This is a genomic window from Brucella pseudogrignonensis, from assembly GCF_032190615.1.
Lineage (GTDB): Bacteria > Pseudomonadota > Alphaproteobacteria > Rhizobiales > Rhizobiaceae > Brucella > Brucella pseudogrignonensis_B.
On sequence record NZ_JAVLAT010000001.1, the window covers coordinates 1,119,357 to 1,133,659 of the forward strand.

Below are 14,303 nucleotides of genomic sequence, written 5' to 3' on the forward strand. Positions count from 1 at the left end.
GAAAAACGAAGTTTCAACAAAACGTGACGAATTGTCGTTCCCTCTGCCGTAACAAAGCGCAATCGAGTTATTTGGGAGTTGTGGTTGTTTCACTGAGTTCCTTCAGCCGTTGCACGGCTGTCGGTGGCATAGGTGGTGCATTAACATCGCGACTTGCTGCAACGAGCAGTTCATCACAAGCCGTCTCCGTCGTTTCGATGAGACGACGCAGAAACTCTTCTTTTTCCAGTCCTGCTGGAATAGGCGGCAAGACCCTGCAACGGATCGTGCCGGGAAAGCGAAAAAACTTGCGGCGCGGCCAGTAAAGCCCGGCATTGTGCGCGATAGGCAGAACTGGAAGTTTCAGCGCATCATAAAGATGCACGATACCATATTTATATTCTGGAGGCGCACCCGGTGAACGACGCGTGCCTTCGGGATAAATCAGAATCTGACGGCCTTCAGAAATCGCCTTCTGCGCGCCAACTGTGATCGAATGCAACGCCTTTACGCGCGATCCACGATCGACCGGGATCATTTCCATTTTTGCGACATACCAGCCAAACAGCGGTATCCGCATCAATTCCCGTTTAAGGATCAGAACCGGATCATCCAGCTGCGGTAGGAATGCATAAGTGTCCCATGCCGACTGATGCTTTGGCGCGACGATATAAGCGCCTTCAGGAATATTCTCGAGGCCTTCAATCACGTAGTCGGTGCCTGCAATATATTTCTGCAACCACAGATTAACACGTGCCCATGTCTTCGGTACGATCCATGCCTTCTTGCGCGGAAGCAAAAAGTAAAATGGTGTGTAAAGAACCATCTGCACGAATGTGCCGATGTAGAAGGCGAGATTGAACAAAATGGAGCGCAGATAGAGAAGCATCGTATCGGCGATAACCTTGGTTATACCCATTACTCCAAATTGCAGCATTTGGAGCAACTAAGCAGAGAAACTGAATGCTTTTGTGAGAAAGCAGCGGCACCCGATATATCAGGATGCCGAGAATTTTCCATAAGGAAATCGTTGCACAAGACGATCAATAGCGCATGATCACAAAAGGATTAGGCCGCTTCGCCGAAAATCTTCGCTCCGCCCACACGAATGGCCGCGCCAATATATTTAATATACTCGATAAATAGCACGCGCAGCGTATCGCTTTCAGCCACCCAGCTATGAGCGCGCTTCTCACCGTTGACCACCGGATAAGGCACGAATTCCACGTCCTGCATCCGCGATGACATCTCAAGAATACTGCGTGGGATGTGGTAATTGTTCGTAACGACAATCACGCGGCGATACTTGTTGGCACGTATCCAGCGTTCACTTTCAGTCGCATTCCCCACCGTATTCAGCGCTGAGCGATCAAGATCGACGCAACAGTTAAACAGGCTCGCATCCGTATGTGTGGCGCGCTGCAAATCTTTTTCATTGGTCGAAGGATGCACGCCACTGATCAGCAGTCGCTTGCCCTGCTTATTTTTCAAAAGGTCAAGCGCCGCCTGAATACGCGACTGGCCACCTGTCAGAACGACAATTGCATCAGCAGGCGAATCCAATGCAGGCGATTGCATGCTTGTCACTTTCTCACTGAACACAACAAAGCCGATCAGAAAGGCGACAATCACCAAAAACAGAAAAATGGAAACAGGCTGAAGTCGACGGAATATACGCATTAAAAGCGACCATAGAAATTTAGCGCCCGCCAGTGCAAGTCCAGAGGGCGGGTCAATAGTGCTACTGCGGCGCCATACCACAGCGCCCATATGCGCCCCTGCTTCTTGGCGTGCCGCTGCATCATTGCTTTCCCGATATTCAACTGCGTGTTCGTTCGACTTGCCATCATAGCTACCATTGCGGCGATATGTCGGAAAGCTGCCAGAAATTCGCGATTTGCGATCGGTATGAGCAAAAAAAGCTGTCATTCAGCCCGTACTCCCGGACCATCCATCGTAGCAAGCTGGCGAACAACCGTCAGCCGGCTTGTCAACATCGTCAAAAAGCTCACAAGAATGATGATTGCTGCAGCACCGATATAGCCTTCACGACCAATAGCAAAATTGCCAAACATGGCCGCAGCCTGATCGCCAGCCGGTGTTCCCATACGTCGGGACGCCCACCAGGAAAAGCAGAAGAACACAAACATAGCCGTACCGCCGCCAAACAAGGCGCCCTTGAGCGCCGTGCGGAAGAAGTGCCATTCAAATTCGCGCGCAACGAATTTTGATTCTGCGCCGATAAAATGCAGAACTTCAATGATATGGCCGTTGCCTGACATCGCGCCGCGCGTGGCAAAAATCACCGTCAAAACCGTGGCAGCAATAACCAGTGACAGAACGCCAGTCCCTATAAGCACAGTCGTATTGGCCATCGAAACAAGTCTGTCGACCCAGGTGCGATGATCATCAAAACTGGCACTTGGAATAGCGCGCGAAATCTCCGTCCGCATGGTTTCAAAATCCGGCGGCGCGTTTTCATCGATCGTGACCACGACAAGACGCGGCACTGGCAGTTCGTCAATATTCAGACCACTGCCAAGCCATGGCTCAAGCAACCGTGCCGTTGCGTCCTTGTCGATAATATTGGTGTCTTTGACCCCGGAAAAACCGCGAGCAATGCTGCTGGCATCCGACAGCGCCTTATCCATGTCCAGCCCGTCGACAGGCCTGATCTGGATAGTTGCTTCACGTGCAATCTGGCTTTGCCATTGCGCAGCCGATGTTCGCACAAGGGTGACACCGCCAAGCGTGAGGCAAGCAAGAAAGGTCATGATCGCAATGACGGTGACCAAAGCTGTTCCGGTTACACTTCCATCAGGAACAATGGGATTTGGTCCCTGACGCTTTCTGCGTTTACCGATGCGCACCAGCAGCATATCTTTGAGATCTTCAAAGCGTATGCGGAGATCTGTCATGGCTTTCGCGAAAGCGTTTTGGCTGTTTCTGCGCGCATTATTCATAAATATCGAGCCGTCCATGTTCTATGATCATACGGCGCGCATTCACCTGATCCATCAAAGATAAATCATGCGTCGCAATAATAACCGCGGTGCCCGAACGATTAAGCTCAGCGAAAAGCCGTAACAAACGCTTTGCAAGTGGAGGATCGACATTGCCTGTCGGCTCATCGGCCAACAGCAGTTCCGGCTGATCAATCAGCGCACGTGCAATCGCCGCGCGCTGCTTTTCTCCACCTGAAAGGACAGGTGGCAGCACGTTCATACGATCACCAAGACCAACCCAATGCAAAAGCTCTTCGACTTCATGACGATAAGTGGCTTCTTCTTTGCCACGTACACGCAAAGGAAGCGCAACATTTTCATAGGTCGTCATGTGATCGAGAAGACGAAAATCCTGAAACACAATTCCAATACGGCGCCGAAGTAAGGGCACAGCTTTATGGTCGAGACGCGCAACATCTTTGCCGAAAATATTGATAAGTCCACGAGTTGGCTTCAGCGCCATGAACAGCAGTCGCAATAGCGAGGTCTTGCCCGCGCCTGACGGGCCAGTCAGAAACTGGAATGAGCGCGGTGGAATATGGAAGCTGACATCCCTCAGGATTTCTGGCCCCATGCCATATCTCAGGCCAACATTCTCAAAACGTATCACCGCTGCGCTTCTCTGAATTGTCCGCCCACCAATCGGTGCTGCGGATGAAATCTAATTTAAAATGACCTTTAACCCCCATGGTTAATGTGAGGTTAATTATATTAAAATCACCTGTAAAAATTACGAGAGATTTGATTTTCTATAACGCAGAAAAATTTGGCAAATCTTGGAGCGGACGCACCAAATCACTCCGCAAAAAATAATTGCGGAATAAACGATGCAAATTATCCACGAAAGCCGATGTTAATTATTCCCAGCAGCCCAGATTACGGCCCTTGAGGTTATGAGAGTCAATGTCAGTGACGAGGCGCGCGTCTTCCCGCAACAAAATCATCGTCGTGCGCTGTTTAAGATCAATCCTCTGCCAGCCTGCACATTCCGTTGGCATTGGTGGCCTGCTATCGATCCTGACCGTTTCTGACCACGTCGTCGCGGTGCACCCGGAAACAGCCGCACCGATTCCAATCACCATGGCCGATTGTAAAACCAATCTGCATGTTCGCGCCTGAAATTGACTATTCAAGACTGGCAACTCCCTAAAACGCCCCACGAAACACCCGCGTACCTAGATCGATTTCATCGCAATTATCTGCCTGAACAAGCTTCTTATAGCCCGTGCTCACCCATTACCGCAATATACTCGCCAAAAACAAACACGATTTAAATTAAGGCATAAAGGCGGCTAAATTACGGATTTATAAAGTATATTTAATATTTCACCATAAATTGAAGCAAAATCCATCAATCCAAATGTACTTTATATTAACACATTAAATATTAGAAATATTTATTAAATATAAGTCCTATAAAATGCGATTGAAGCAATAAATTCATAGATATATATTTGAGAAATTGATTCGCATTGGCATCATCACGACACCAACACTGGGGACTTCCATGTTGAATAAATTGTCTGCGGAATTTTTCGGAACATTCTGGCTTGTTTTCGGCGGCTGCGGCAGCGCCATATTTGCTGCTGCATATCCTGAGCTCGGCATTGGCTTTGCCGGTGTCGCTCTTGCTTTTGGCTTGACGGTCCTGACAATGGCTTACGCCGTTGGTGGCATCTCCGGTGGCCATTTTAACCCAGCCGTCTCGCTCGGCCTTCTGGTCGCCGGTCGTTTTGAGGCCAAAAATCTCATCCCTTATTGGGTCGCGCAAGTTTTGGGCGGCATTGCTGCGGCTGCGATTCTCTATCTTATCGCCACAGGCAAGGCTGGCTTTACAGTTGGTGGCTTTGCATCCAATGGCTATGGTGAACTTTCACCCGGCGGCTACAGCCTAACTTCTGCATTGATTGCGGAAATCGTGCTGACAGCATTCTTCCTCATCGTGATCCTCGGCTCAACATCCTCTTCTGCGCCAAAAAGCTTTGCACCGATCGCCATTGGTCTTTCCCTTACGCTGATCCATCTTGTGGCTATCCCCATCAGTAACACCTCGGTGAATCCAGCACGTTCAGCGGCAGCAGCTCTCTTTGCCGAAACCAACGCGCTCGGCCAGCTGTGGTTATTCTGGGTGGCTCCACTACTTGGGGCTGCGATCGGTGCAATTATCTGGAAAGGCCTACTCGGTAAAGACTGATCAGCATCCCTAGAGCATTTCCAGTTTTCATTGAATCATTAGAAATGCTCTATCTTTTTGTTTTTTATGCGCAATCATCGAAAAGGCCGGGTCAAACCGGTCTTTTTATTTTTCAACTATGTGTTTTAAAGCAAACCACACCAGATCTTTCAAAAGTTTCGATTTTCCAAGAAAAAGTGATCATTGCTCGCAATAAATTACTATAAGATAGAACTCCCTTTTACAGATGTTCTGAGCAATGTCCCCCAGCACTGATGCCACCCACGCGGATCGCTATGCCGCATTCCGTCATACGTCGTTCAAAAAATATTGGGCCGCACGCTTCCTGAGCGCATTTGCCGTTCAGATCGTCAGCGTCGCGGTCGGCTGGCAAATTTATGACCAAACCCGCGATGCCTTCAATCTTGGCATGGTAGGGCTCGTACAGTTTCTACCCGCCCTGCTGCTGGTTTTGTTGACGGGTGCCGCTGCTGACCGGTTTGGCCGACGCCTTGTCATGGGCTTGTCGCTCATATTGGAAGCAGGTGTCACTGCATTTCTGCTTTTGCTCACGCTGTTGAGTGATTTCGAGCCGATAATTGTCTTCGCAGCCCTTCTGGTGTTCGGGATTGCCCGCGCATTTCTTGGACCATCGTCAGCCTCTCTAGTTGTAAACCTCGTTCCGACAGAAGATTTTGCCAATGCAGTTTCATGGAACTCATCAGCCTGGCAGGTAGCAACAATTGTCGGCCCGGTTGCCGGTGGATTGCTCTATGGTATCTCACATCTTGCAGCTTATGGCGTCGCAACAGTTTTTCTGATTTCAGGCTCGGTCCTGATTTTCTCGATCTCAAAACCAAGGCAACATACGACGATGGAGGAGCGTTCGCTCACCTCCATGCTTGCTGGCTTCCGCTATATCTGGAAAGAAAAGATTGTTTTGGGAGCCATCTCGCTTGATCTCTTCGCTGTTCTGCTTGGTGGCACGGTCGCGCTTTTACCGATTTATGCCCGCGACATTCTCGATCTCGGACCATGGGGATTAGGTCTGCTACGCTCTGCACCCGGTATTGGCGCCGTCCTGACCGCGATCTGGCTTGCAGGTCACCCGATCCGCGATCATGCAGGTCGCGTGATGTTCGTCTTTGTCGGTCTATTTGGCTTATTCAATATCATCTTTGGCGTGTCGACACTCGTTTGGCTGTCGATTATCGCTTTGGCTCTTGCCGGTGCTGCCGATATGATCAGCGTTTATATCCGCGAAACGCTGATGCAGCTCTGGACGCCAGACCACGTGCGCGGACGCGTCAATGCGGTCAATATGGTGTTTGTCGGCGCATCAAACGAGCTGGGTGAATTCCGCGCCGGGCTTATGGCCGCAGCTATTGGTGCGGTACCTGCCGTTGTTATTGGCGGAATAGGTTCCATCGTTGTTGCGGCTGCGTGGGCTGCTATGTTCCCGCAACTGCGCAAAGCGCGCAATTTGCAAGGGCGCACCTAATTTCCGATCAGAGCGTCAGGCATCTGACGCGCTGATATTCCCGGCCTGAACACGCGTTTCGATCTGATCCCGATCTTCAGCTTTGATGCCAATCAGATCGGCAACACGCCACATCACATCAACCTCGACTTCGCTTGCAACACCATCGGCATAGACAATGTTCCACATCAGGGCGATGAAATCGAGCCGAGCCTGATAATCCAGATGGCGTTTGAGAACAGACGTAAAATCCGACAGGCTGATTGATTCCTGATCAGCCTCTTCGGCAGCTCGGAGAAGCTGCTTAAGAGCATCGCCCTTTAGTCCATATTTCTGTGCAAGCGTGACCGAAAGCTTGGCGCGCTCTACTTCACGCGCATCACCATCAGCATCCATGATGTGAAACATCAGCGCTGCTGCAGCCAGTCTTGGATCATCGTCGGAAAACTTTTCGCCCCGCTCACGTAAACCGCTTCCAGGCAACTCTTTCAGAAAATCCAGCAACCGCTCGAACATTCACCCTCGCCAAGTCTCAAACCGCAAAAGACCAACTCGGTCTGCTCTTCTTTAGAAACTTTAAAACTAACGGGATGGAAATATGAGACAAGACTGGAAAGCGACGATGCCGTCTTTCAACAGCGAAAGACGGCATCGCGTGGTCTTTAAGCAACAATCTACACGCCAATGCGCCAATTCAGAACAGACGAAGCCCGCTTTGCGGCTTTTGCGATGCTTTGCTTTCATCAACACCCGGGTCATCCACAATGATATGAGCCGTCCGTTTTTTGTCCGTCTCATCACTGTCCGGCCCGGCTGCATCGATAAATGCGGGCTTCTCAACCTGCTGAATTTCAGGTTTTGGGGGTTCTGGCTTAACCTCAACAGGCTTTGGCGATACCACCTCCGCCTCAATCACATCATCATTTTGCGGCTTGGGTTTAAGTTTTTCAGCCGGAATAATCGCATTGCTTGTCAAAACAGAATCTTCAACAGCCGCTGCAATTTCGGGCTTTTCCACTTCAATCACCGGTGAAAGCTGCTCGACAGGTACTTTCCACTCAAAGCTGTTCAGGCGTCCGGTCACAGGCGATACAGGCGACCACTGTTCAGACACATAACCATCAGCGGTCCATGCCGGATCGCGCGGTGCTTTCACCGCCTGTGCAAGCCACTGACGCACCTTGCCCTGATCGCCTGTTTCGGCTTCCTCAATGTCTGCCAGCAAAAGATAAGCGCTTTCACGCGGCGACCCGCGCAACACCTTATCGGCATTTTCTCGCGCCAGACGATAATCGCCCGCATCGTAAGCAGCCCGCGCAAGCGCCAGACTGCCTTCGGCATTGTTGGACCTGAGCGTCACCAGGTGCTTTGCCCGCTTGAGACGGTCCTGCACCGTGTCTCCAGCGCGACCATAAATATAGGTCGATGCAATATCGGGATGCGGAGCACGCTTCCACGCAGCCTCTAGAATTTTCGACCCCTTGCGCACTTCGCCATCAGCAAACAATGCCCGCGCTGCAACGACAGCCGCGGGCACCAGATCAGGCGCAAGCTTGTTGGCTTCAAGCGCAATCGCCTTGGCATTTGCATGATCGACATCAACAGTTGCGATTGCTTTGGCCGTCAGAAGCGCTGCACGCTCCTTCTTCACAACATCTTTGCTATGCGAGAGGGCCTGTTTACGCGCATCAACCAATTTAAGCGCGCCATCCCAGTCACCTTCCGAGCAAAGCTGCCCCATAACGGCAGACGACGCCCATTCAAGCTGCGGTGCATGTTTCGCGGCTTCTGTCGCATAGTGACGTGCCGCTTCGCGTGCGCCCACGCGCTGCGCCTCAATATAAAGTCCGCGCAAGCCCAGAAGTCGGGTTTCAGGGTCCTCAACCATGGCCTCAAATGCCTTGCGCGCATCATCCGAACGGCCTTCAAGCATGGCCGTCTGAACTTCCAGCAACTTGATCATCGGCTCCAGATCAGGATCAAGCAGGGTACCGGCCTGCTTTGCCATACGGCGGGCAGCTTCTGCATCACCGGCACCAGCGGCAATCAAGCCTGTTGAAAGCGACTGATACCCCCGGTCGCGTTTGCGCGAACGAAAATGACGGCGCAACGTGTAAGGCGACTGAATGGTGCTTTTGATGACCCACCAGAGGATCAGAATTGCAGCCACAATTGCCACGACACCTGCGGCAGCAGTAATCAGCGGCACATTGTAATGATTGCCAGCAAAGGTGACATCAAGTTCGCCGGGTCGATCAGCCAGCCATGAGAAACCAAAACCGAGAGCAACAACGATAGCGAAGTAAAAAATCACACGCAGCATGAACGGCTCCTTAGTTTGGCGCCGTGGCGTCTGTTGCGTTCTTTGGCTTAATGCTTTCAGTGACGACGCGCTGAATAAGCGCATCAGCGTCACGACGCGCCTTCATCTGGCTCGCAAACTCTGCCGAAACAGCTTTCGCGTCAGGGGTCAGCTGCTCCCATTCAGCAATCGCGCGCTCAAGATCACCAGCATGCAGGGCCGCTTCCATGCGGGCCGTTGTCGGACCTGCGCCAGTGCCGCTGACATTGCCCGCGACGGGACGCACACTGACAAGCCCCTTCGCGCTGGCTACCAGCTGATCCCACACACCGGCATCGGCAGGCAGCTTGTTTTCAGTGGCGATGATTTTGTTAGCGACCGGCCCAAACCATGCATTCAGATCAGCAACTGTCGGCACACCTGAATGTGCAAAGGCATTCAGTCCTTCAATTGCCTTATCCTGCGGAGCAACCGAGGCATATGTATCGAGCTCAGCCTTATATGAACCACCGCGATCAATCGCAGTCTTCAGTGCATTGGAAGCAATCAATACGGACGCATCGGGCTGGCGCGCGTTTTCACTCACCTTGCCCTCAAGCGAAACCAGCTTCTGTTCAAGGTTTGAAATTGTGCCGCTGTTGCCAGAAACACCAGCTGCCGCCTGATCAGCCTGATTCTTTGCATCACTTAACTGCGTTTCGAGCGCACTAAGGCGCTCCGTCAAGGCCGAAATGTCCACGGGAGCGGCATCTGACTTTGGAAGCGACGCAAACTGCTGTTGAACTTCTGTCAAAGTTGCGGCCACGGCTTCCGCCTTAATTTCAGCTGCCTCAACATTTTTCTGCAAATCTGCAAGCTGCGCCTTGCTGGCGTCATCAAGTGGCGCAGGCGCTGGATTGGAGCGTAAATCTGCAATCTGCTGCTCCATATGGGCCAGCTGTTCGGCGGTGAATCTTGCGCCGGGCGATGGCACGACATTGCCCCACTGCAATGCAAAAAGACCAGCCAGTGCAATCACACCACCTGCAACACCTGCCAGCAAGTGAGAGCCGCCTGAACCCGATTTCTGCGCTGGTACGGAAGTAGCTGCACTAGCACGCGGTGCCTCCGGCTTCACGCCCGCAGTAAAGGGCGGCTTTTCTGTCTTAGCTTCTGGCTTGAACACAGGCTTTTCTTCTGGCTTGGGGTCCATTTTCACTGCTGCATCACCCACTGGCTCAGCAGCCGGCGTCACCTTCGGCGCTGCTGCTTCATCAACGCGTTTAACATCCGACGGATCAAGACTGATCGTCACGGGTTTGGTGGTCGGTTTGGAATGCCGCGGAGTGCCAGATTTCGCCATGGGTCCTCTCGGTGTGCAAAGAATTTTTGTGAAGCTTATCAGATAAAATCACGAGATGAAGGAAGGTTGCGCCCAAAAGAGTCAAAGTTTGGAAAACAAACGAAAAATTCCCTTCTCGTCAGGATGATCGGCGATGCGTCTCTGCGCTTTCCATTTCTCCGGCAATTGCTCCGCAACCCGGCCAGAAATGCACAAAAACTGCGTATCCGAGCCAAATGCGGCCTCAATCTGCGGCGCGATCCGAGCCAGATACTGCGCAGCGACGCCCGAATAAAGCAAAACCGCGACAAATGGACTTTGGGGCAAAAGCGCTTTGATTTCATCATCTGAATAGCCAATCTGCTCGACGTCATAAACATCGCAGACCCGCATTTTAAGGCCAGCCTGCAGCACACGTTCTTCAAAGATTGGCTGACGTATCCGTCCAGCGAGATAAAAAACCCGTGCGCCTTTTGGCAAATGTTCTGCCATGCTCGCCGCCAGACGAACGGCATCACCGCCGCCCTCAATCACCTGATCAAAACCCGCTGCACGCGCGGCACGCGCCGTGCCCTCACCAACGGCAAACAGCGGCAATGCTTTATAAAGCTGGAGAAAATCGTCCTGCACATGCCGGAATGCATTGGCGCTGGTCACAGCAAGTGCGTCGAAGGATTGATTCGCGGCAGAAAACTCCAGAGCAACCGTACGGCTTAAAGGCATCAAAACCGGCGAAAAACCGAGTGCGGCAAGCTTTGCTGCCGTCACTGATGCCGATGGTTCGGGCCTTGTGATCAGAACAGGGCCGCACGTTCCTGTCTTGTGCTCAGCTGCCAATGTTACTCCCAGCCCTCAAAAAAATCTGGACCCGCTTCCGCGCGCACGCGCTTGGCGGCATCCGATCCAAGCTCGGCTGCATCGGACGCCAAACCTTCAGCCGTCACTTCGTGCGCCTCACGACCATCCGGCGTCAGGATCATCCCACGAAATGAAATCGTGTCACCATTCACAATCGCAAGACCGGCAATCGGCGTGCGGCAAGAGCCGTCAAGCGTCGCGAGGAATGCACGTTCACAGGCCAGCGCCACATGCGTATCATGATGCGCCAATGGCTTTAACAGCGCATCGATTTTTTCATCGCCAATACGAGTTTCAATCCCGATTGCACCCTGTCCCGGCGCAGGCAGAAACGCCGACGGATCGAGCAGATCGGTAATTACATCTGCCAGATCAAGCCGTCGCAAACCGGCACAAGCAAGAAATGTTCCATCCACTTCGCCTTCTTCGAGTTTACGCAGACGTGTCTGGACATTGCCACGGAACATCACCACCTGAAGATCAGGCCGCAGACGTTTGATCATCGCCTGACGACGCAACGAAGATGAACCGACCACGGCACCCTGCGGCAGATCGAGAAAGCGCTTGGAGGTGCGACCGACAAAAGCATCACGCGGATCTTCGCGCTCAAGGAATGCGGAAAGATGAAGACCTTCCGGCAAAACAGTCGGCATATCCTTGGTAGAATGAACAGCCAGATCAATGCGGCCATCTTTCAGCGCTGCTTCGATCTCTTCGGTAAACAGCCCCTTGCCACCAACCTGCGACAGCGGGCGATCCTGGATACGATCTCCGGCAGTGGACATGGGCACGATTTCGATCGCATCTTCATTGAAGCCATGCGCGGCAATCAGACGGGAGCGCGTTTCATAGGCCTGCGCGAGCGCAAGCTTGCTGCCCCTTGTACCGATCTTCAAGCTGCCAATCTTCAAGGATGCTGTTTGCATATCGCGCCGTCCATGATACCGGGTTTCCGGGAAATATTATGTAAAGTTATGAGACAGGCAGGGTCTAACCGCAAATGCGCGTTCTTGGAATAGAAACAAGTTGCGACGAAACAGCCGCCGCCATCGTTGAACGCGACGATAGCGGCAAAGGGCATATTTTGTCCAATGTGGTGCTCAGCCAGATCGCCGAACACGAACCTTACGGCGGCGTGGTGCCGGAAATTGCCGCCCGCGCCCATGTTGAAGCGCTCGACCGGCTGGTGGAACGTGCGCTGAAAGACGCCAATGTGAAGCTCGATGATGTGGACGCGATTGCCGCGACCGCCGGTCCGGGCCTTATCGGTGGTCTGATCGTCGGCCTGATGACCGCCAAGGCGATGGCCATGGCTGCGAACAAGCCGTTTTATGCGGTCAATCATCTGGAAGGCCACGCGCTCACCGCACGACTGACGGACAACCTGCCATTTCCTTATCTGCTGCTGCTGGTATCCGGCGGTCACACACAGATGGTGCTTGTACGCGGTCTTGGCGATTATGAACGCCTTGGCACGACAATCGATGATGCGCTGGGCGAGGCTTTCGATAAGACTGCCAAGCTGATGGGCCTGCCTTATCCGGGTGGTCCGGCTGTTGAACGCATGGCGCTAACGGGCGACCCGAAAAGGTTCCCGCTGCCACGCCCACTTAAGGGTGAAGCCCGGCTCGATTTCTCATTCTCTGGCCTCAAGACAGCTGTGCGCCAGACCGCAACAGAACTTAGCCCTCTTTCTGATCAGGATGTAGCGGACATTTGCGCATCGTTTCAGGATGCGGTTGCCGATACGTTGTCAGATCGTGTGAAGCGCTCGCTCGAGCGGTTCAAGGATGAGTTCCCGGATTGCGACACACCCTCGCTCATCGTCGCGGGCGGTGTTGCCGCCAACAAGACGTTGCGCGCCGCGCTGGAGAAGCTTTGCGAAAAGCATGGTTTCAGCTTCATCGCCCCACCGCTCAATCTCTGCACCGACAATGCAGCGATGATTGCTTGGGCAGGTGCCGAGCGGGCTGCAACCAAAGGCCCTGATTCGCTCAATCTTGCTCCGCGTTCACGCTGGCCGCTTGATGAGAAATCAGCGCCCATGTTCGGCACCGGACGACGGGGAGCAAAGGCATGAGTGAGCGCGCTAAAATCGCCGTTCTGGGTGGCGGCGCGTGGGGAACAGCCCTTGCAGTCATGGCAGCCATCAACGGTCATGACGCATGGCTTTATGCACGCGATGCGCAAATTGTGACCCAAGTGAACGACCAGCGCCGCAATCCCTCCTATCTCGGCGAGATCGAATTGCCCGCAGGCATTCGCGCCAGCACGGATGCCAAGGCTGTCCTTGAAAAGGCCGATGCGGTTCTCGTTGTTATTCCAGCACAGGCTATGCGCAAAGGACTGATGGAACTAAGCGCGCATATTCCGCAATCCGCACCCGTCATTCTTTGCGCCAAAGGCATCGAGCGCGAGACAGGACGCCTCATGTCAGAAGTGGTGTCGGAAGTGCTTCCACACCATACAATCAGCGCGCTGTCCGGCCCAAGTTTCGCAACCGACGTAGCACGCGGTCTGCCAACCGCAGTCACCATTGCCTGCGAAGACGCCGCCATTGCCGATCAACTTGCAGCGATGCTCTCCGGGCCAGCCTTCCGCTGCTATTCGACCACCGATCTCAAAGGCGTTGAAATCGGCGGCGCGCTGAAAAACGTGCTGGCGCTTGCAGCAGGGGCTGCCATCGGGCGCGGCTATGGTGCCAGCGCGCAAGCAGCCCTTGTTACGCGCGGCTTTGCCGAACTGCGCCGTGTTGCGCAGGCCATGGGCGCAAAGCCAGAAACCATTATGGGCCTTTCCGGACTTGGCGATCTGATGCTGACCTGCTCATCATCGCAATCGCGCAACTATTCTTACGGGCTGGCAATCGGTCGTAGCGAAGATCTCACCAACCGCCCACTGGCCGAAGGTGTGGCGACCGCTCCGATAGCTGCCGAACTTTGCAGACAACATGACGTGCCTGCACCAATTATCACGGCAGTCGCTGCACTTCTTGCAGGAAAAATCACGATTGATGAAGCCGTTACCGCGCTTTTAAACCGACCACTCAAGACCGAGGATTAAAGCATGATCCTGAAAAGTGCGTAGCGGTTTTCAGATAAGATCATGCTCAAACAAAATGCATGATCCCGAAAAGTGGGAAGCCAATTTCGGATAAGATCATGCATAAACAAAAAGGTTAGAAT

Annotated in this window: 14 protein-coding genes; 4 read left to right on the top strand and 10 right to left on the bottom strand. The window is 53.0% G+C overall.

Translation table 11 applies throughout. The features are described from left to right. Positions 1-67: 67 nt before the first annotated feature. From RI570_RS05475 to RI570_RS05495, 5 genes are all read right to left on the bottom strand, one after another. Complete coding sequence (locus RI570_RS05475; protein WP_313828565.1) at positions 68-868, bottom strand: 1-acyl-sn-glycerol-3-phosphate acyltransferase; 801 nt, start codon at positions 866-868, stop codon at positions 68-70. Positions 869-1,047: 179 nt separating this feature from the next. Next, positions 1,048-1,908 (bottom strand): YdcF family protein, encoded by an 861-nt coding sequence (locus RI570_RS05480; protein WP_313827382.1) that lies wholly within the window; start codon positions 1,906-1,908, stop codon positions 1,048-1,050. Beyond that, the gene (locus tag RI570_RS05485) at positions 1,905-2,897 is read right to left on the bottom strand and encodes an ABC transporter permease (protein WP_313827383.1); all 993 of its coding nucleotides are present in this window, start codon (positions 2,895-2,897) and stop codon (positions 1,905-1,907) included. Before RI570_RS05485 ends, RI570_RS05480 begins: the two co-directional genes overlap by 4 nt. 37 nt (positions 2,898-2,934) lie before the next feature. Further along, a complete protein-coding gene (ftsE, locus tag RI570_RS05490; protein ID WP_313827384.1) occupies positions 2,935-3,558 on the bottom strand; it encodes a cell division ATP-binding protein FtsE in 624 nt (207 codons plus the stop codon). Positions 3,559-3,841: 283 nt separating this feature from the next. After that, positions 3,842-4,117: a hypothetical protein gene (locus RI570_RS05495; protein WP_409558621.1), complete on the bottom strand. Its 276-nt coding sequence runs from the start codon at positions 4,115-4,117 to the stop codon at positions 3,842-3,844. A 374-nt stretch (positions 4,118-4,491) separates the two neighbouring features. Here RI570_RS05495 and aqpZ point away from each other — a divergent pair, with 374 nt between their 5' ends. Together aqpZ and RI570_RS05505 are read left to right on the top strand one after the other, a co-directional pair. Continuing rightward, on the top strand, positions 4,492-5,178 hold the full coding sequence (gene aqpZ, locus RI570_RS05500; RefSeq protein ID WP_313827386.1) for an aquaporin Z: 687 nt from the start codon (positions 4,492-4,494) through the stop codon (positions 5,176-5,178). Between the two features lie 238 nt (positions 5,179-5,416). After that, positions 5,417-6,658, top strand: a complete 1,242-nt coding sequence (locus tag RI570_RS05505) for an MFS transporter (RefSeq protein WP_313827387.1) — start codon at positions 5,417-5,419, stop codon at positions 6,656-6,658. A 15-nt stretch (positions 6,659-6,673) separates the two neighbouring features. Here the strand turns inward: RI570_RS05505 and RI570_RS05510 are convergent, their stop codons facing one another. The 5 genes from RI570_RS05510 to hemC form a co-directional block, all read right to left on the bottom strand. After that, a complete protein-coding gene (locus RI570_RS05510; protein WP_313827388.1) occupies positions 6,674-7,153 on the bottom strand; it encodes a TerB family tellurite resistance protein in 480 nt (159 codons plus the stop codon). Between the two features lie 178 nt (positions 7,154-7,331). Beyond that, positions 7,332-8,960, bottom strand: a complete 1,629-nt coding sequence (locus RI570_RS05515; protein WP_313827389.1) for a heme biosynthesis protein HemY — start codon at positions 8,958-8,960, stop codon at positions 7,332-7,334. Between the two features lie 10 nt (positions 8,961-8,970). After that, positions 8,971-10,281 (bottom strand): mitofilin family membrane protein, encoded by a 1,311-nt coding sequence (locus tag RI570_RS05520; protein WP_313827390.1) that lies wholly within the window; start codon positions 10,279-10,281, stop codon positions 8,971-8,973. An 81-nt stretch (positions 10,282-10,362) separates the two neighbouring features. Then, positions 10,363-11,097 carry a uroporphyrinogen-III synthase gene (locus RI570_RS05525; RefSeq protein WP_313827391.1) on the bottom strand — a complete coding sequence of 245 codons (735 nt, stop codon included), beginning with the start codon at positions 11,095-11,097 and terminating at the stop codon, positions 10,363-10,365. A 2-nt stretch (positions 11,098-11,099) separates the two neighbouring features. Continuing rightward, positions 11,100-12,044, bottom strand: a complete 945-nt coding sequence (gene hemC, locus RI570_RS05530; RefSeq protein ID WP_313827392.1) for a hydroxymethylbilane synthase — start codon at positions 12,042-12,044, stop codon at positions 11,100-11,102. A 74-nt stretch (positions 12,045-12,118) separates the two neighbouring features. Between hemC and tsaD the strand changes: the two genes are divergently transcribed. Together tsaD and RI570_RS05540 are read left to right on the top strand one after the other, a co-directional pair. Next, a complete protein-coding gene (tsaD, locus tag RI570_RS05535; RefSeq protein ID WP_313827393.1) occupies positions 12,119-13,198 on the top strand; it encodes a tRNA (adenosine(37)-N6)-threonylcarbamoyltransferase complex transferase subunit TsaD in 1,080 nt (359 codons plus the stop codon). Then, positions 13,195-14,181, top strand: a complete 987-nt coding sequence (locus RI570_RS05540; RefSeq protein ID WP_313827394.1) for an NAD(P)H-dependent glycerol-3-phosphate dehydrogenase — start codon at positions 13,195-13,197, stop codon at positions 14,179-14,181. Before tsaD ends, RI570_RS05540 begins: the two co-directional genes overlap by 4 nt. Positions 14,182-14,303 lie beyond the last annotated feature (122 nt).

Bases quoted from the DNA above. Each gene is read 5' to 3' on its own strand.
- RI570_RS05475 (WP_313828565.1), bottom strand. From the start codon at position 868: ATGCTTCTCTATCTGCGCTCCATTTTGTTCAATCTCGCCTTCTACATC.
- RI570_RS05485 (WP_313827383.1), bottom strand. From the start codon at position 2,897: ATGACAGATCTCCGCATACGCTTTGAAGATCTCAAAGATATGCTGCTG.
- RI570_RS05505 (WP_313827387.1), top strand. From the start codon at position 5,417: ATGTCCCCCAGCACTGATGCCACCCACGCGGATCGCTATGCCGCATTC.
- tsaD (WP_313827393.1), top strand. From the start codon at position 12,119: ATGCGCGTTCTTGGAATAGAAACAAGTTGCGACGAAACAGCCGCCGCC.
- RI570_RS05540 (WP_313827394.1), top strand. From the start codon at position 13,195: ATGAGTGAGCGCGCTAAAATCGCCGTTCTGGGTGGCGGCGCGTGGGGA.
- RI570_RS05515 (WP_313827389.1), bottom strand. From the start codon at position 8,960: ATGCTGCGTGTGATTTTTTACTTCGCTATCGTTGTTGCTCTCGGTTTT.
- RI570_RS05520 (WP_313827390.1), bottom strand. From the start codon at position 10,281: ATGGCGAAATCTGGCACTCCGCGGCATTCCAAACCGACCACCAAACCC.
- RI570_RS05510 (WP_313827388.1), bottom strand. From the start codon at position 7,153: ATGTTCGAGCGGTTGCTGGATTTTCTGAAAGAGTTGCCTGGAAGCGGT.
- hemC (WP_313827392.1), bottom strand. From the start codon at position 12,044: ATGCAAACAGCATCCTTGAAGATTGGCAGCTTGAAGATCGGTACAAGG.
- RI570_RS05480 (WP_313827382.1), bottom strand. From the start codon at position 1,908: ATGACAGCTTTTTTTGCTCATACCGATCGCAAATCGCGAATTTCTGGC.
- ftsE (WP_313827384.1), bottom strand. From the start codon at position 3,558: ATGGGGCCAGAAATCCTGAGGGATGTCAGCTTCCATATTCCACCGCGC.
- aqpZ (WP_313827386.1), top strand. From the start codon at position 4,492: ATGTTGAATAAATTGTCTGCGGAATTTTTCGGAACATTCTGGCTTGTT.